This window comes from Flavobacterium saccharophilum (genome assembly GCF_900142735.1).
GTDB classification, from domain to species: Bacteria; Bacteroidota; Bacteroidia; order Flavobacteriales; family Flavobacteriaceae; genus Flavobacterium; species Flavobacterium saccharophilum.
Map to the genome: position 1 here is coordinate 119,220 of NZ_FRBY01000005.1, position 17,409 is coordinate 136,628.

16 protein-coding genes are annotated in these 17,409 nt (G+C 35.1%); 4 read left to right on the plus strand and 12 right to left on the minus strand.

Annotation, left to right across the window (positions count from 1 at the left end; genetic code table 11):
* Window positions 1-37: 37 nt before the first annotated feature.
* Entirely contained in the window at window positions 38-829 is a 792-nt protein-coding gene (locus BUA98_RS16300) for an alpha/beta hydrolase (RefSeq protein WP_072974291.1), read from the minus strand.
* A gap of 312 nt (window positions 830-1,141) precedes the next feature.
* On the opposite strand from BUA98_RS16300, the gene BUA98_RS16305 reads away from it, so the two are divergent.
* Window positions 1,142-2,194 (plus strand): family 16 glycosylhydrolase, encoded by a 1,053-nt coding sequence (locus BUA98_RS16305; RefSeq protein WP_072974293.1) that lies wholly within the window; start codon window positions 1,142-1,144, stop codon window positions 2,192-2,194.
* Between the two features lie 143 nt (window positions 2,195-2,337).
* On the opposite strand, the gene BUA98_RS16310 is transcribed toward BUA98_RS16305, so the two are convergent.
* Window positions 2,338-3,456 (minus strand): Zn-dependent alcohol dehydrogenase, encoded by a 1,119-nt coding sequence (locus BUA98_RS16310; protein WP_072974295.1) that lies wholly within the window; start codon window positions 3,454-3,456, stop codon window positions 2,338-2,340.
* Between the two features lie 153 nt (window positions 3,457-3,609).
* On the opposite strand from BUA98_RS16310, the gene BUA98_RS16315 reads away from it, so the two are divergent.
* The 3 genes from BUA98_RS16315 (at window position 3,610) to BUA98_RS16325 (ending at window position 5,239) form a co-directional block, all read left to right on the plus strand.
* Entirely contained in the window at window positions 3,610-4,470 is an 861-nt protein-coding gene (locus BUA98_RS16315) for an AraC family transcriptional regulator (protein ID WP_072974297.1), read from the plus strand.
* 147 nt (window positions 4,471-4,617) lie between these two features.
* A complete protein-coding gene (locus tag BUA98_RS16320) occupies window positions 4,618-4,914 on the plus strand; it encodes a LamG domain-containing protein (protein WP_072974299.1) in 297 nt (98 codons plus the stop codon).
* A 1-nt stretch (window position 4,915) separates the two neighbouring features.
* Entirely contained in the window at window positions 4,916-5,239 is a 324-nt protein-coding gene (locus BUA98_RS16325; RefSeq protein WP_072974300.1) for a family 16 glycosylhydrolase, read from the plus strand.
* Between the two features lie 162 nt (window positions 5,240-5,401).
* Here the strand turns inward: BUA98_RS16325 and BUA98_RS16330 are convergent, their stop codons facing one another.
* From BUA98_RS16330 to BUA98_RS16375, 10 genes are all read right to left on the minus strand, one after another.
* Complete coding sequence (locus BUA98_RS16330) at window positions 5,402-6,043, minus strand: HAD family hydrolase (RefSeq protein ID WP_072974302.1); 642 nt, start codon at window positions 6,041-6,043, stop codon at window positions 5,402-5,404.
* Between the two features lie 164 nt (window positions 6,044-6,207).
* On the minus strand, window positions 6,208-7,104 hold the full coding sequence (locus BUA98_RS16335; RefSeq protein WP_072974304.1) for a family 16 glycosylhydrolase: 897 nt from the start codon (window positions 7,102-7,104) through the stop codon (window positions 6,208-6,210).
* A gap of 10 nt (window positions 7,105-7,114) precedes the next feature.
* Window positions 7,115-8,131, minus strand: a complete 1,017-nt coding sequence (locus BUA98_RS16340) for an L-rhamnose/proton symporter RhaT (RefSeq protein WP_072974306.1) — start codon at window positions 8,129-8,131, stop codon at window positions 7,115-7,117.
* Between the two features lie 31 nt (window positions 8,132-8,162).
* On the minus strand, window positions 8,163-9,209 hold the full coding sequence (locus BUA98_RS16345) for an aldose epimerase family protein (RefSeq protein ID WP_072974308.1): 1,047 nt from the start codon (window positions 9,207-9,209) through the stop codon (window positions 8,163-8,165).
* A gap of 23 nt (window positions 9,210-9,232) precedes the next feature.
* Entirely contained in the window at window positions 9,233-10,324 is a 1,092-nt protein-coding gene (locus BUA98_RS16350; protein ID WP_072974310.1) for a mandelate racemase/muconate lactonizing enzyme family protein, read from the minus strand.
* Between the two features lie 15 nt (window positions 10,325-10,339).
* Window positions 10,340-12,538: a glycoside hydrolase family 3 C-terminal domain-containing protein gene (locus tag BUA98_RS16355; RefSeq protein ID WP_072974311.1), complete on the minus strand. Its 2,199-nt coding sequence runs from the start codon at window positions 12,536-12,538 to the stop codon at window positions 10,340-10,342.
* A 17-nt stretch (window positions 12,539-12,555) separates the two neighbouring features.
* The gene (locus BUA98_RS16360) at window positions 12,556-14,103 is read right to left on the minus strand and encodes a sulfatase family protein (protein ID WP_072974312.1); all 1,548 of its coding nucleotides are present in this window, start codon (window positions 14,101-14,103) and stop codon (window positions 12,556-12,558) included.
* A 16-nt stretch (window positions 14,104-14,119) separates the two neighbouring features.
* The gene (gene aldA, locus BUA98_RS16365) at window positions 14,120-15,574 is read right to left on the minus strand and encodes an aldehyde dehydrogenase (RefSeq protein ID WP_072974313.1); all 1,455 of its coding nucleotides are present in this window, start codon (window positions 15,572-15,574) and stop codon (window positions 14,120-14,122) included.
* Window positions 15,575-15,598: 24 nt separating this feature from the next.
* Entirely contained in the window at window positions 15,599-16,369 is a 771-nt protein-coding gene (locus BUA98_RS16370) for an SDR family NAD(P)-dependent oxidoreductase (protein WP_072974315.1), read from the minus strand.
* 21 nt (window positions 16,370-16,390) lie between these two features.
* Window positions 16,391-17,407: a zinc-dependent alcohol dehydrogenase gene (locus tag BUA98_RS16375; RefSeq protein WP_072974316.1), complete on the minus strand. Its 1,017-nt coding sequence runs from the start codon at window positions 17,405-17,407 to the stop codon at window positions 16,391-16,393.
* Window positions 17,408-17,409: the final 2 nt, after the last annotated feature.

Below are 17,409 nucleotides of genomic sequence, written 5' to 3' on the forward strand. Positions count from 1 at the left end.
ACGCAAATCGCAGTCCTGCAAATTACAATACAAGATTTTAAAACTGATTAAAAAACAACAAACTGTCTTTAATATGTTCCTGCCAGTAAGGCCATTCATGAGCACCATCAAACTCTTGGTATTGGTGTTTTATATTGGCCTCAACCATTTTTTTATGGAGTACTCTATTGTGTTCAATTAATAAATCGTCTTTACCACAATCTAATCGCAAATGCGGTAAAACCGATTTGTTTTTTAAAATAGTTTCAAAAACATCTTCATCACTTTGATCTTCCTGGGCATAATTACTTTGGTCTTCTTCTACAAACAAAGGCATCTGATTGCAATTTGTAATTGATGAATGGGCTGATATGGCAGTATATTTTTCAGAATATTTAGCCCCCAATCGTAATGCTCCAAAACCTCCCATAGACAATCCCGATATAAACAGTGGAGATTTATCGCTCACACATTCTATGTTTTCAATAACAGCATTAATAACATCTTCGACAATCCAATTTTCAAAATCTAACTGATTATGTGGTAAATAGGCAGAACCATCACCCCACAATCCATCAGAAGGCATCGCTATAATCATTGGTTTCAATATTCCTTTTTTCATCAGTTCCATAGCTGTAAAATGAACGCCCGTTTTGTGCGCCCAAATCCATGCGCTTCCATAAACACCATGTAACAATGTCACAATTGGTATGTCAGTTAATGTTACATTAGGAACAAAAACACAAATATCTCCTCTTCCTTTTAAATGGGAAGTTTTAACTGTAATAAACCGCAAATTATTGCTTTCAAACTCTGGGTTTGAAATTTCAGTAGTTCTGAATTTTGACATTTTTATATGTTTGTTTTAAATGAATTATTTACTCTGTTAAAATTGATAAAAATAGGTATAGAAACTTTTATTAGCATTTTATAAGAGTTATACAATTATATGCATTTTTAACACTAAAAACCTTCAGAAACGTTCTTTTTCTCATTTTGTCTAGTTTAAATCTATTTATAAATGACATAAAAGCACTATTATAAAAGGACTGTCTCTTTTTACATTTAGTTTATAGCCATAACTTTGTTTTAAACATTTAATAACAAAAAACAACCTTTTAATTCCGCTTCATTATAAATAAAAAATATAAAATCAGTTATTATGAGAAAAACAAAAATCCTACTAGTATTACTTCATGTAAGTTTCAATTTTATTTCTTGTTCAGAAAATTCGCCCGCCGAAACACCAATTGTGGTAACTCCAACACCTACCCCAACTCCTGAAATTACAGATTATAAGTTGATAGCTGTACCAGCAGACCCAGGAACAGGAAAAAAATGGGAATTTCAAACAGACATATCAGATGATTTTGATTATGCTTATACGCCTTCAGAAACAAAAATTTCTTTTGGCGATGGGAAATGGACGAATTTCTACCACAATGCATGGGATGGCCCTGGATTAACAAAATGGAAATATGAAAATGTTACCATAGTCGACGGTATATTAAAACTTATTACTACTCGTGTTGAGGGAGAAACTAAAAGTTATGACTACGGAGGTTCAACACTAACGGGTAAAGCCACTAGACTTGGAGCTGTAGTTTCTAATAAACAAATTGTATATCCTGTATATATCGAGAGTAGAATAAAAATTGCCAATAGTGTAAACACTTCGGGTGCCTGGTTATTAAGTCCTGATGACACCCAAGAAATAGACTTCATGGAGGCTTGGGGTGGAAAAGCAGCGAGAAATAATGTTGCTGGCGGAAGACAATTCTCTAAAACAATTCATTTAAGTCATCATGTTTTTATCCGAAATCCATTTCAAGATTACCAACCAGGTGATATTACTACGTGGTACACAGACAATGCAGTTGGAGATTGGTCTGACGCTTATCACCGTTATGGTGTTTATTGGAAAAGTCCAACTGAGTTAGAATATTACATTGATGGCAAATTAGTTCGCTCTACTAATAGTTTAGACAACTCTGAATCTAAAGAAGGTATTGACCCTAAAAATTTTACGTCACCAACTCTAGAAGCTTCAACTAGAACTGGACTCAACAAACCTATGGATATTTTATTCACCATGGAGGATCAAAACTGGAGAGCAGGAATTGGCTGCACACCTACAGACGAAGAAATCAAAAATACTGATGACCACACCATGAAAATTGATTGGGTTCGTGTTTTAAAACCTGTAAATAAATAGTATTCGAACACTATCCGAAGAATTATTTCTTATAAAAAATGCTCAATATTAAATAGTACTATTTAATATTGAGCATTTTAACTAAATACCGAACCCATTCCTTGTTAACAAATTAGTTTTTTTTCTGTATAAGTATACTAAAATTACTCAAAGACAATTACCCCTTTTGCATTTTTTCCAGCTAGCATATCCTCTAATGCTTCTTGCAAATTTTCAAGACAATACGTTCGAGTGATCATTTCGTCTAATTTTATTTCACCGTTATTGTAATATTCAATAATTTTAGGAAAATCTTTTTGAGGATTACACTTTCCATACAACGGATTGATATATTTTTTATCCCATTCAAAAAGAGACATATCAATTAATACTTCTTCTTCAATACCGCTTACTTGTACAGCCGTACCTGCATTTCTAATCATTGCCAATGGTGCAGCACCAAGAGCAGGAATAGCAGTACACTCAAATGCATAGTCTGCTCCTCTTCCATTGGTCATTTGTTTTACTTTCTGAGCTGTGTGCAACAAGCCTTTGTCATTTTTATCGGCCAAAATAGTATGTGTTGCTCCAAACTCAACAGCCATATCTAAACGTGTTTGATTGATATCAATAGCAATAATTTTAGATGCTTTTGATACTTTTAGACCTTGAATTACGTTAAGACCAACTCCTCCAGTACCTAATACGACTGCTGAAGAATCTGCTATCACTTTTGCGGTATTAACAACAGAACCAAATCCAGTCATTACCCCACAGCTTATAATACTTGCAGATGAAAAGCTCATTTCTGGCAAAGTATTTTTTACTACAGCAGAAGCTTTTACCAACGTATATTCTGCCAATGTTCCGATATTAAATGAGCGGATGATAGGAGTATCATTCCAAGTGGTGCCCTCTAAATGTGCATGACCTGGAGTAAAACCGTTTCCACCAGCTACAACTGGAGAATTATTTTCGCAGATGTGTTCATTTTCATTATTGCATTGAAAACAAGTGCCACAAGGAGTTGCCCAATTTAAGATTACAGCATCTCCTACTTGAACATGGGTTACATTACTGCCTATTTCAGCAACAATTCCAGCTCCTTCATGGCCCATAATGATGGGCTTACCCCAGCGTAGTGAATCATGATCTGTATGACACAAACCAGCTGCTTTTATTGCAACTAAAACTTCATCTTCTTTTGGCTTTTGTACAACTATGGTTTCTAAAGAAAAAGATCCATCTCCTTTTGCAATTGCTGCTTTACATGTTATGCTCATAATTTTTAATCTATTAATTTTTAATTTATAAAAATAGAAAGCATAGAGAATAAAAAAAGTACTTATTTCTTCTAAAAAAAGACTTATATTGATTATTATCAAAGAACTTAAAGGCTTTTAATATACAATATTGAGTATCTTTGAAATAAAAAAATGAAAGCCAAATTTGAAAAAATTAATGCGACAGAAGATCATTTACTACACGTATTTATCTATGAAAATGAAAAATTCGATGCTCCATGGCACTTTCATCCAGAGTACGAATTAACCTTTATTATTAAAGGTAAAGGGATGCGCTATGTTGGCAATAGTGTACAAGAATTTAAAGAAGGGGATTTCGTTTTATTGGGGCCTAACTTACCACACTGTTGGAAAAATACTTCTGCTACAGAAGAAGGTGTACAATCATTAGTAATACAATGGAATGATAGTCTCTTGGGAGAGAACTGGATTGATAAAACCATTTTTCTAAATATAAAAAAATTGCTTGAATCAGCCTCTCAGGGAATCCATTACTCTAGTGAAGATGCAATTGTCTATTTGGAAAGACTTCATAATATTTTAGTTCAAAATCCTTTAAAAAAAACGCTTTTGTTTATTGAATTATTAGAAGAGCTTAGTCAAATAAAAAAAATAAATAAATTAAGTTCTGACGGTTTTACTCCTAATTTAAATATTCAAACCAACGAGCGTATTAATACTATCTATCATTACATTCAAGAAAATTACAATCAAAAATTAATATTGTCCGATATTGCGGGTCAGGTAAATATGAGCGAAGAAGCTTTTTGTCGTTTTTTTAAAAAGACCCTTAACAAATCACTCTTTACTTTCATCAATGAATACCGTATTAATATGGTATCAAAGTTACTCATAGAGACTACCGATCAAGTCAGTACTATTGCTTACGAATGCGGTTTTGAGAGTCTGCCTTTCTTTTACAAACAGTTTCAAAAATTTATGGATTGCTCTCCTTTAGTTTATCGAAAAAAATACCATCAGGATACTAATTAGTTATGAAAAACTTTCTAGTATTTAATAAATGGAGGAAAAGCATCTCCTGAATTTGCTGATAATTGGCAAGATAAATTTTTTAATGGCTGGACGGGTGCTCCAAAAACGGTTTACAGTGCTTCACAAAATTCTATTGCTAACGGTGAATTGGTTTTTAAAGCAACAATTGATGGTCAAAAAGTATTAACAGGTTGTATTACTTCCAAAGAGAGAGTTGGTTATCCTCTGTATACGGAAGCTAAAGTTAAAATTAGCGAGTCCTCATTAGCGACAGCCGTTTGGATGTTAAGTGAAGATTCAACACAAGAAATTGATAATTTAGAAGCTTATGGCGATAAAATAAATACTGCTTACGGTCAACGTTTACATTTAAGTCATCATGTTTTTATAAGAAATCCTTTTCAATATTATCAGCCTACAGGATGGGAAGAAACTTATTATTGAGATGATAAAAGGAACTTATTGGGCAGATGATTTTCATACCTATGGAGTACTTTGGTTAGATCCATGGACTATAAAATATTATGTAGATGGAAAATTAGTTAGAGAAACTCCTAAAATTGATATTGATCCTAAAAATTATACTAGTCCAGCTGGTATATCAGAAGATCCTACTGGTTTAAATAAAGACATGCACCTGATTATTAGTGCTGCTGCTCAACCATGGCGTGAAAATCAAGGCATTAATTATTTAACTGATCCTTCTGTTATAAGTCCTAAAAGATCTACTAGTCGTTTTGATTATATTAGAGTTTACAAACCTGAATAATTTTTTAAATAATTTTGCTTTCCAAACTAGTTATTTATAACACATCTGAAAAAAACAGTTCCTAAAAACAAGACCCAAAATGAGCTTCCATAGTCTCTAATTTGGGGTTTTATTATAGAGGAAAGCTGTTTTAAAATTATGTTTTTCAGCAATAACTTAATCCTACAAACTGAGCATCCTTGCTAATTCTTCATAACTATAAAATATAATAGCACCTTCTTTTTCTAATTCCTTTTCGTTGTGACTATTGGCTAATCCATAAACTGTAAAACCACCTCTTTTGGCGGCAATTACACCTGCTTTGCTATCTTCAATTACAATGCATTCTTCAACAGTAAATCCCATTTCTTTGGCTGCATGTAAGAAGATTCCAGGATCAGGTTTCCAACTATTTATCAAATACGAGCTAAACATTTTATTCTCAAATTGCTTAATAAATCCCGTAGTTGTTAGGTTTAAAAAAACTTTTTCGATGGGACCGCTTGAAGCTACACAAAAAGGAATTTTCAATTTATGGATAAATTCTTTAGCACCTTTTACAGGCTTCATTTCTTTTTTGAAGGCTTCAAAAGAACGTCGTCTAAACTCACTTTCAAAATTATCAGGTAACTTTTGTTCAATACCATCTTGAATGATTTGAAAGCAATTTTTAAGACTGGTACCGTTAAACTTCAAAAAAGCCTCTTGGAGACTCATTTTTAATCCCAATTCTTCTCCCATAGCAACTAATATTTTATTTCCAATAGTTTCACTATCGACCAAAACACCATCACAATCAAAAATTACACATTTTATATTCTCCATCTTTATATTTTTTATTTAATCAAAATACTCTGATTTTTAAACACCTAAATCTACTATGAGAATCTATATGTAATTTATCAATATACTAAATTAATAAAAAAGTCCCCAATAAAGAGGACTTTTTGGTGCTATACCACATAAGCAAGGTCAAAAACTAAAAATATTTAATTTTGTCTAATATTAGCCAAAACGGGTTTATAAACCCTTACCCAGTCCACAAACATTTTATTTTTATTTTCGTCTAGCAAATCCTCATCGGTAGCAATGATGCCTTTCTCAGAACGCCAATCATGATCTTCAACATCAATAATCATGACCATTTCTTCATTCATGCCTTTGTTATTCAGTGGATCTTTTATAACATCATGGGTATTTGGAGCAATTCGTCTCACTAAAACGCCATCCAAATACCAGTCAATGTGCCATTCATCTATCCAATGTGCTGCTACATTGTGGTAATCCTCTCTAAAAGGTGCATTATTGGGAAGAAAATGATCTCGTTGCCAATTGTGATTACCGTAAATTCCTTTTTCGGGGCTACGATCGAATATATGATAATTAGAATTCATATGACGGGATTCTGTATTGTGATCTTCACGATCACTACCATAGGTTTCTATTACATCTAATTCCTGACGATCATTTGTGCTTAAAAACCAAAAATTTGATGAAATTGTTTGATTCATTACTTTGATTCGAGCCTCTACATACACTGGGAATTTTACTTTTTCTTTGCCTGTAACTACTCCGCAAAAAACTCTGTGTGGTGCATTTCTGGATACTTTTATTATTAAATTACCATTTGCGACATCAGAATTCTCATTAGTCCAATTAGTTAATCCTGGTCCAGTCCAATTATTGTGATAGTGATCAACCCACTTTTTAGCAAATGTTTTTAATTTTTTTCCATTATAATTAAAATCATCTGATAAGTTTTCCTGTAATGACCATTTTTTATTTGCCCCTGCATCAGCAGGAATTGGAATTGCAGACCAGTCTTGACCAATAGCTACAGTGTTTGTAATGAGCAAAAAAAATAATTTTAAATAAAGGATTCTCATATCGATATAATTAAACAACTCCGTTACCAAAAGCTACAATCACAATTCCAATAACCATACAGGCTAAGCCAGCATATAAAAATTTTCTAGCACCGCTAGAAGCATTTTTCCATTCGCCTGTAAAAATCCCACTCGAAATTGCAGTAACAACACAAGAAGTATTAAAAATTGCATACCCCACAGTATTACCACTACTTCCTAATTTGAAAGCGGCAAAAGCAAACAAAGCAGAAGCTGCGTAATGAAAAATTGCCATGATACTTATTAGAAAAAAGTTTTTACCAAATGCTGGTGTATTAAAATGTACCCAAGCTTTTTTAGTTGACAACTGACCAATAAAATAAGCGGTCATTACCACTCCACCACTAATAAATATAGGAAACATAACCGCAACTGCGGTGATCCATTCAGCATTACCGTGTGCTTGTGAAGCCTCATGCAGGTAAGGCCTTCCTACTGCGTTAGCATAGCTAAATCCAGTAGCCAAAAGTCCACCTATAACGGCGATAAGTATCCCTGTAGTCATAGATCCTTTTTCTTCGCCATTTTCTTTAGCTATTTTTTTTTCAAAACTTTCACGAATATATCCTGCTTTTCCATTGGCGAAAATCCCAATCAAAACCACAAATAACCCAGTCAATATTAAGGTTAATTTATCCATTGGTGGAAAACCCTCAACTATAAAAGGAAGTAGAGATCCAACTAAAATTATGGTTCCAATAAATAATGAAAAGCCAAGAGAAAGACCTATATGATTGATGGCTTTTCCCCACATCATAACACCTGTTCCCCAAAGGAAACTAGCTAATGCCATTTTTATTAAAATTTCTGTTGGCATTTTTAAAAAAATATCAGAGAATCCGTTTATAAGTGTTGCCGATGCCACACAAGGAACAACAAACATGGTCAATAGAAAAAATAGACTCCATGTGTTTTCATATTTAAAATCTTTTGTAAATTTTTCTGGTAGTGCATAAAGCCCTAGCATTAAGCCGGCAAAAATTGCCAAAAACATTCCTTCAGCCATAGTTATTTAAATTTGGTGGTTAGTTGATAGATTAGAATGAAAATTTGAAAATGGTTTCACTCTCATATTGTTCCGATGATTTGGTTATAGAGCGTGGCGATTTTTCGATATTGGGCCCATTTGGATAACGATGTGTTTCGCAACAAAAAGCTCTGTATTTTCCGAATTGTTCGCCTGATTCTCTACTTAAAGCATCAGAAGTGTATTTTCCTGTATAGAATAACATACCTGGCTCTGAAGTATATATTTCTAAAGAACGATTACTCTCCTCACAATTAAAATGTGCCACTTTTTCTATTAGTCCATCCTTTTTATCAAAAATATAATAATGTTCAAAGCCATCGCTCATTGTTTGTTGCACTTCTCCTATTTCTTTTGGCTTTCTTAAATCATCAACTCTATTATCTAGATTTTCTATATCACCTGTTGCTGCTCCCGTGTCATCCATAAACAATTTATGACTCGCTTTTATGCTTACTGTATGATTTTGAATATCTGATTTAAATCCTGACAAATTAAAATAGGTGTGATTGGTTAGCGACAATGGGGTGTCCGCATCAGTATCTGCACTGTAGCGGACACGAACCACATTATCCTTCAACAAACTAATAAAAACAAAAACTACTACGTTACCAGGAAATCCCTCCTCAAAGGCTGGACTTTCTAAAGAAAGTTTAATTGTAACTTCATCATCAGCTGTCACAACTTCTGCTTTCCACATTTTTTTATCAAAACCATCTTTTCCGCCATGTAAATTATTTTCACCACAATTCTTAGCTAATTCATAAACATTTCTGTCTAAAACAAAAACAGCATTTTTTATTTGTGATGAATAACGACCTACAGTACATCCGAAATAAGGTGCATTTTCAATATATTCATTTGAAAAATAATTCTCGAAAGTATCAAAACCACAAACTAATTGCTCTCTCTCTCCTGTGGCTGTGGGAACTGTAATTGATGTTATTGTAGCTCCGTAATTACTAACTTTAACCTCCATACCATTGCCATTTGTTAGGGTAAATAGAGATACAGGAGCATTATTATAAACTCCGAATTCAGACTGTGATACTTTCATAATTCAATATCTTTTATTAAAAATTATTTTTCAAATGGAGCTAGTTTTTCCCAGTTAAAGACAACACCAGTACCTGGGAAATTTGGCGCTACTGCTCTATGATTCTCTACTACCAATGGTCTAGTTGTATATTCATCTATCGGAAAACTATGCACTTCTAACCAACCAGAGTTGGGTTGCGAAGAAACCAAACTTACATGTAGCTCTTGCATTCCGTGTGAACAAGCTGGAATATTATGTTTGTCTGCCAATCTAGCTGCAGCCAACCATCCTGTAATACCCCCACAGTTAGAAGCATCAGGCTGAATGAATGACAATTTAGCTTGATCAAAAGCATATTCAAATTCATGTATGGTGTGCAAGTTTTCACCCATTGCCAAAGGAAATCCTGTTTGGTCAACAATTTCTGCATATCCCTTATAATCGTCTGGAATTATTGGCTCTTCAAACCAAGTAATATTATATTGTTTGAATCCTTCAATTGCACGAATCGCTTTTTCTTTAGACATCGAATAATTTGCATCTACCATGAACGTAACATCTGGACCGACAAATTCACGTACCGCTTTGATTCTTTCTAAATCTTCCTCTAAATTCTCACGGCCAATTTTAATTTTCACAGCTCTAAATCCAGCATCCATATAGCCTTGCATATTGCGCAATAACTTTTCAATTGGGAACTGCAAGTCAATTCCGCCACAATACGCTTTGCAGGTATTTCCTTCACCACCTGTCATTTTCCAAAGTGGCTGCCCTGCCTTTTTGCATTTAATATCCCAAAGCGCGATATCAATCGTTGAAATAGCGAATGAAGCAATACCGCCACGACCTACATAATGTACATGCCATTCCATGAAATCGTAAATCCCATCAATATCAGTCCCATCTTTACCAATCAATGCCGAAGCAAAATCATGCTCTACCATTGCTTTGATCGCGTAACCACCTTTACCGCCAGTATAAGTATACCCTGTACCTTCAGAACCATCTTCAAGTGTAATTGTAGTTGTAACCAATTCAAAATGAGAGTGATCACCATGTTTTGCATCATTTAAAATTTCAGGTAAAGGCACCTTAAATAATTGAACTTTTACATTTTTAATTGCAGTATTCATCTGTTACGTAATTTGTTATTTTAATTTTATATCTATTTCGGTTGGTTTTGCAGCTCCTAAATCCATACTTCTTTGACTTGGTAAAGCATTTGAGATTACTATTTTATAATTCCCCTTTATCCAATTTTTTTCACCTTTAAGATTCGTTTGTCTAAAGTCGCTATCCGTTAACGCAAAAGAAACTTTTTTCGTTTCACCCGAATTCAATGGCACTCTTTCAAAACTTTTTAAAGCATAAAAAGGTAAAAATCCTTTGGTATCCTCTGGAACTAAATACAACTGAACCACATCTTCATACTTGTTCTTTCCACTATTTGTTACATCAACAGAAACCGTAAATGCTGTTCCTTTTTTAATTGTAGTTGTAGTAGATGTTGCATTTTTTAGTTCCAGTGTACTATAAGAAAGTCCAAAACCAAATGGATACATCGGTTCTTTGGTCATGTATTTATAGGTTCTGCCTTTCATACTGTAATCATCAAAAGGAGGAAGTTGCTCAACATTCATCGGAAAAGTAATGGGTAAGTGACCCGACGGTGCTACATCACCAAAAATAACATCAGCCACAGCATTACCCCCTTGTTCACCTGGATACCACATTAGAACAATAGCATCTACATAAGGCTCTACATCTTCTAAGGAAACAGCACTTCCTGTGCCTAAAACTAGGATTAGCGGCTCTTTTTTATTTTTACTTACCTCTTTTATATAATCAATTTGACTTTGAGGTAATTTTAAATCCTTACGATCTCCTTTATTTTCAGAAGCAATTGCATCTACTTCTTCTCCTTCGATTTCATTTGAAATACCCGCAACAAGTATAGTAGCATCTACCGTTTTAAGTATTTGAACCGCCCAGTTCAGTGGGTTTAAATTATTTTGAAAAGGCAAAACTCCTAAACGGTATTCTACAGAAGTTCCTAAGGACACCTTATCGGTAATTCCTTCTAAAACGGTCACCATATTGGGTGCAGATCCGTAATAATTGGCCAACAATATATCTGTTGAAGCAGCAAATGATCCCGTTACATATAATGTTTTAATTTTTTTATCTAAAGGCAATACATTGTTTTTGTTTTTCAATAGAACAATAGATTGCTGAGAAGCCTTTCTTGTAATCGCTTTATGAGCATCAGAATTAATGGCTTTAATACCAATTTTATTATAAGGATTGCTTTCTATTTTATCAAATAGCCCCAATTGAAAACGAATTAGAAACAATTTTTTCAAGCGGTCGTTAATCAAATCCTCAGAAATTAAACCTTTATCCAATGCCGACTTCATGCTTTTGGATACCCAACCGCAATTCAAATTTACGCCTGCTTTCAAAGCTAAAGCAGCAGCTTCTTCAACGGTTTTTACCTTTCCATGTCCTTTCATAATGTCACCAAGAGCACCGCAATCAGAAACAATATATCCGTCAAAACCCCATTTCTTTTTTAGAATATCGTCCATCAAAAAAGTACTACTGTTGGCTGGCTCTCCATATACAGCATTATAAGCACCCATAATTCCTTGTACTTTTCCCATAGTAACCAAAGCTTCAAAAGCAGGAAGGTAGGTTTCATACAAATCCAATTTAGAAGGATTGGCATTAAAACTATGACGTAATGCCTCTGGTCCTGAATGTACTGCAAAATGTTTCGCGCAAGCTGTCGTTTTAAAATATTTGGGATCATCTCCTTGTAAACCTTCAACGAAAGCAACGCCTATTTTCGAAGTCAAATAAGGATCTTCACCGTAGGTTTCTTGACCACGTCCCCAACGAGGATCTCTAAAAATATTAATGTTTGGTGACCAAAAAGTTAGGCCCGCATACATGCCTCTATTTCCTATGGATTGTGAAACTTGAAATTTAGCTCTGGCTTCATCTGAAATGGCAGTAGACACCTCTTTTATCAAACTTGGATTAAAAGTCGCTCCCATTGCAATTCCTTGCGGAAAAATAGTGGCTATGCCATTTCGGGCAATACCATGAAGTGCTTCGTTCCACCAATTGTATTCGGGTACTCCCAAACGAGGAATCGCAGGGGTATCTGAGGTAAATTGACCACATTTCTCATCAATAATCATCGATTTTAACAGCAAATCCACTCGCTCTTCAAAAGACAATGACTCGTCAAACCATTTTTGGTTTTGACTTTGCATTGTTGATGTAGCGATAACACAAGCTAGTAGACCTATTTTCGAAATGTATATTTTAAAAAACTTCATCTATTTTTCTTTATATGCTATTTCAATTCTAATTTTTGAATATTCGAATAGGCATCGCCACGCAATTCTTCAAAATTCGCAATCAATTTTGCTAATTTTTTCGGATTTGATTTTGCAACATTATCTTTCTGTGCAGGATCTTTCTTTACATTATACAGCTGATAATCTTCTGAAAATCCTGTTTCTATTTGTACGTCTGCAATGACAGGCAGCCCTTGATAAGGTGGTATCATCAACCAATCTCCCTCTCTCAATATTGTTTTGGTATTCGCTTCTAATATCAACGTTTTTCTTCCTTTATCACTTTTTCCTAAAAAAGCGTGTAAAATATCTTGACTATCTGTCGGACTTGCGTTAGCACCAATAAGTGTAGCCAATGAAGCCATTAAATCCATTTGACACACTAAGGCATCTGATACTTTTGGCTTTATTGTACCTTTCCAATAAGTTATAAAAGGAACATGGGCACCTGCATCTAACAAACTGTACTTCCCACCTCTTAAACCTCCTTTTGGGTCATGATTTCCTAATTTTTCAACGGCATCATCTTCATATCCATCATTCAGTACAGGACCATTATCACTAGAAAACACGATCAATGTATTTTCTAACATTCCCTCCGCTTCTAAACTCGCTACAAATTGACCGATTATCCAGTCGGCTTCAAGGATTACATCTCCACGTGGTCCCATACCCGACTTGCCTACAAAACGAGGATTCGGAGTTCTGGGAACATGAGGCTCTTGTAAAGCATAGTATAAAAAGAAAGGTTTATTTTTGTGTTCTTTTACATAAGCGGTCGCTTTCGCTAAAAAATGATCAGCCATATCTACGTCTGTCCATTTTGCAGATTTGCCCCCTTTCATAAAACCAATTCTAGGAATCCCATTGACAATACTATTGTTATGACCGTGGTGCCATTTCATTTTTAATAATTCAGGATTAGAAATTGCTGTAGGTTCAACTGGGTAATTGTTATTATAATTAACTTCAATCGGATCTTTAGGATCCAGCCCTACCACATTTCCATTTTCAATATAAACCGTAGGAACTCTATCTTGAGTGGCAGCCATGATATGGGAATAATCAAACCCCACTTCATTGGGTCCAGGAGAAATGTGAGCATTCCAATTCACATTTCCTGTCCCTAAACCTAAATGCCATTTTCCGATTACTGCGGTTTCATACCCTTTTGTTTGAAATACTTTTGCAATAGTTTCTTGCTTAGTAGAAATCAACAAAGGAGCTGTTCCTGGTAAAATCTTAGCATCTTTGTTGCGCCACGGATAAACTCCAGTTAATATCCCATACCTACTTGGCGTACAAGTAGCCGAGGTTGCGTAACCATTCTTGAAGAGTATCCCCCCATTGGCCAATTTATCAATATTCGGTGTTTGCAATTCAGTAGCTCCGTAACAACTTAAATCACCATAACCTAAATCATCGAGGTAAATTAAAACTACATTGGGTTTAGCAGTGGTCAACTCTTTATTTTGAGCACAACCAACCGCGCTGATTGCAAAATACAAAAATGTTACAAATTTTAAATAAGGGGTAATCTTCATGATATCATTGTATTAATTAAGCTTTATGTCTGATGTAGAAAGTTTTCTTTTCTAAATATTGTTCAAAACCATATTTACCATCTTCACCACCAGAACCTGATAATTTATATCCGTTGTGGAAACCTTGGTGTTGTTCACCATGACCACGGTTAACATAAATTTCGCCGTATTCTAATTCGTCATTACATTTCATGATTGTGTTCATGTCATTTGTAAAGACCATTGCTGCTAAACCGTATTCGCAATCATTTGCAAAACCAATTACTTCATCAAAAGTTTTGAATTTTAAAACTGGTAAAATTGGCCCGAAAGACTCTTCGTGAACAATAGTCATGTCTTGCGTTACATTGGTCAAAATAGTTGGTTCAAACCAATATCCTTTTTCAAAACCAGGACCTGTTGGTTTGTTTCCACCTGTAGCAATTGTAGCTCCTTCTTTGACACTCACAGCAACCAAATGCTCCATCGCTTTCAATTCGGCTGCGTTTACTTTTGGTCCCATATCTGTTTCTTCCAACATTGGATCACCTACTTTTAGCGCTTTTACTTTAGGAATAAATTTTTCCATGAAAAGATCATAGATGTCCTCGTGTAAATACATACGTTCGTTACATGTACACACTTGCCCACAGTTGTCAAAACGAGAATGCAATGCTGCATCAACAGCTGCATCAATATCGGCATCAGCAAAAACAATAAAAGGTGCCTTTCCTCCTAATTCTAATTGAACGTGTGTCAAGTTTTCTGCTGCATTACGAGCAATATCTTGCCCAACAGGAGTAGATCCTGTCATGGTAACCATTTTCGTGATTGGGCTTTTTACCAAAGCATTCCCCATCGCTCTACCTGGACCGGTAAGTATATTGATTACTCCCGCAGGAATACCTACTTTATTGGCAATATTTCCAAGCTCTAAAGTGGATAATGGTGTTTCAGATGTTGGTTTGATAACGATACTATTACCTGCAATCAAAGCTGGCCCTAACTTACGAGCCGCTAAAGCAAAAGGAAAGTTCCACGCTGTGATGGCAACTATAACTCCACGAGGTACTTTTTGAATCCAAATTTGTTCATTTGCATTATCAGAAGGAATAATATCGCCTTCAATTCTACGAGCACCTTCACAAGCATACTCGATAAAAGATGAAGCTACTGCTACCTCAAAACGAGCTACTTTTAATAATTTCCCTTGCTCTTTTACGATTAATTGTGCTAAATATTCTGAGTTAGCTTTTATCTCGTTGGAGAATTTATACATTAAATCAGCTCTTTCTCTAGCTGGTTTTTTCCTCCACTCTTTTTGTGCTTTATCAGCGAAAGTTAAAGTTTCAAGAGCTTCTTCAGCCGTACCGTTTTGTACTCTTGCAACTACTTCTTCTGTTGCTGGACTTAAAACATCAATTGTAGCACCTGAAGTGGACGTTCTCCACTCCCCGTTTATAAATAATTGGTATTCTTTAATTTTTGCCATTTTCTAATTTTTTAATAGTTGATATTAGCGACCCATCCATCCACCATCAACAAGCATCGTTGTACCGTGCATGTAAGAAGCTGCTTCTGAACATAAAAAAACTGTCGGTCCAGCAAAATCTTCTGGTTTACCCCAACGACCCGCTGGAATTCTTCCCAAGATAGATGCCGAACGAACTGGATCATTACGCAATGCCTCAGTATTATCTGTATTGATATATCCAGGTGCAATTGCATTAACATTTACTCCTTTTCCTGCCCATTCGTTAGCGAAAGCCATCGTTAATTGACCTATTGCTCCTTTACTTGCCGCATAACCTGGCACTGTAATTCCACCTTGGAAAGTTAATAATGATGCTGTGAAAACTACTTTTCCGCTTCCTCTAGCAATCATATCTTTTCCTATTTCTCTGGTTAAGATAAATTGTGCATTTTGATTTACTTCAATTACATTATCCCACATCTCGTCTGGGTGTTCTGCTGCTGGAGCTCTTAAGATGGTTCCTGCGTTATTTACCAAAATATCAATCGTTGGAAAGTCTTTTTTTACTGCTTCAATAAATGCATATAAAGCTATTCTATCTCCAAAATCACAAGTATAACCTTTGAATTTTCTCCCCAAGGCAGTAACCTCTTTTTCAACTGCGCTTCCTTCTGTTTCTAATGATGCACTTACTCCAATAATATTAGCTCCTGCCTCTGCTAAACCAATAGCCATAGCTTTTCCGATTCCTCTTTTGCATCCTGTGACTAATGCCACTTTCCCTTTTAAACTAAATGTATCTAAAACGCTCATATCTATATATTTTTATAATTATTATAACTGACAATCCATCAAAACTTTTAATCCCTCAGGGTTTTTATCAATATTTTCAAAAACTTGTTGAATATTTGACAAGGGCTGTACATCAGTAATCATTTGCTCAAAAGGCAATTCGTTTGCTGTAATTAACTCGATTGCTTTTTCGTAATCTTCTTTTTCGTAGACACGTGCTCCGATAAGACTTAATTCTTTCCAGAAAAATTTAAACAAATCCACTTCTTTTTTCACGCCGTGAATGGCTACCATTAAAATTCTACCACGAATTCCAGCCACTTCACACATAACATCTAAAGCAGGCTGAACACCAGCTACTTCAAAAACGACATCAGCTCTCCGGTTTTCTGTTTTACTTTTTACGTATTCTACTAAATCAGTATCAATAGGGCTTACAGCATCAAAACCAAGTTCTTTAGCTTTGGCAATTCTATTTGGGTTTACTTCTGAAATAATTACTTGCGCACCCACTTCTTTAGCCACCATAGCCACTAATAATCCGATTGGACCGCCACCTAAAACTACTGCTGTTTCGCCTTTTACCAATCCGCTACGACGTACATCATGTGTAGCTACAGAAAGAGGTTCAATTAAAGCTGCTAATTTTAAATCTGTCGATTCTTTTAATTTATGTAATACAAAAGTGGGAACGTTCCAGTATTGTTGCATAGCACCTTCGCTATCAATCCCGATGAATTTTAGTTCTTCACAAATGTGGTTGAATCCTTTATCTGACGCTTTAACTTTGCGATCGTCTAATGGACGAACAACAACTTTATCTCCAATTGTATAATCAGTAACGCCATCTCCTACTGCATCAATTGTACCAGACATTTCGTGTCCGATTGTTACCGGAATACTAACACGTTTGTCCATCATTCCGTGGTATATGTGAACATCCGTGCCACAAACTCCAACAAAGGCTACTTTAATTCTTACTTCATTAGCTGCTGGAGCTTGGATTTCTTTTTCTATTACTGTGAAGGTTTTATCTCCTTCGTATCTTGTTGCTTTCAATG

Excerpts from the sequence above, each read along its gene's own strand:
- BUA98_RS16315 (WP_072974297.1), top strand. The coding sequence starts at position 3,610 with ATGAAAGCCAAATTTGAAAAAATTAATGCGACAGAAGATCATTTACTA.
- BUA98_RS16305 (WP_072974293.1), top strand. The coding sequence starts at position 1,142 with ATGAGAAAAACAAAAATCCTACTAGTATTACTTCATGTAAGTTTCAAT.
- BUA98_RS16370 (WP_072974315.1), bottom strand. The coding sequence starts at position 16,369 with ATGAGCGTTTTAGATACATTTAGTTTAAAAGGGAAAGTGGCATTAGTC.
- BUA98_RS16355 (WP_072974311.1), bottom strand. The coding sequence starts at position 12,538 with ATGAAGTTTTTTAAAATATACATTTCGAAAATAGGTCTACTAGCTTGT.
- BUA98_RS16350 (WP_072974310.1), bottom strand. The coding sequence starts at position 10,324 with ATGAATACTGCAATTAAAAATGTAAAAGTTCAATTATTTAAGGTGCCT.
- BUA98_RS16340 (WP_072974306.1), bottom strand. The coding sequence starts at position 8,131 with ATGGCTGAAGGAATGTTTTTGGCAATTTTTGCCGGCTTAATGCTAGGG.
- BUA98_RS16345 (WP_072974308.1), bottom strand. The coding sequence starts at position 9,209 with ATGAAAGTATCACAGTCTGAATTCGGAGTTTATAATAATGCTCCTGTA.
- BUA98_RS16335 (WP_072974304.1), bottom strand. The coding sequence starts at position 7,104 with ATGAGAATCCTTTATTTAAAATTATTTTTTTTGCTCATTACAAACACT.
- aldA (WP_072974313.1), bottom strand. The coding sequence starts at position 15,574 with ATGGCAAAAATTAAAGAATACCAATTATTTATAAACGGGGAGTGGAGA.
- BUA98_RS16310 (WP_072974295.1), bottom strand. The coding sequence starts at position 3,456 with ATGAGCATAACATGTAAAGCAGCAATTGCAAAAGGAGATGGATCTTTT.
- BUA98_RS16300 (WP_072974291.1), bottom strand. The coding sequence starts at position 829 with ATGTCAAAATTCAGAACTACTGAAATTTCAAACCCAGAGTTTGAAAGC.
- BUA98_RS16360 (WP_072974312.1), bottom strand. The coding sequence starts at position 14,103 with ATGAAGATTACCCCTTATTTAAAATTTGTAACATTTTTGTATTTTGCA.
- BUA98_RS16325 (WP_072974300.1), top strand. The coding sequence starts at position 4,916 with ATGATAAAAGGAACTTATTGGGCAGATGATTTTCATACCTATGGAGTA.
- BUA98_RS16330 (WP_072974302.1), bottom strand. The coding sequence starts at position 6,043 with ATGGAGAATATAAAATGTGTAATTTTTGATTGTGATGGTGTTTTGGTC.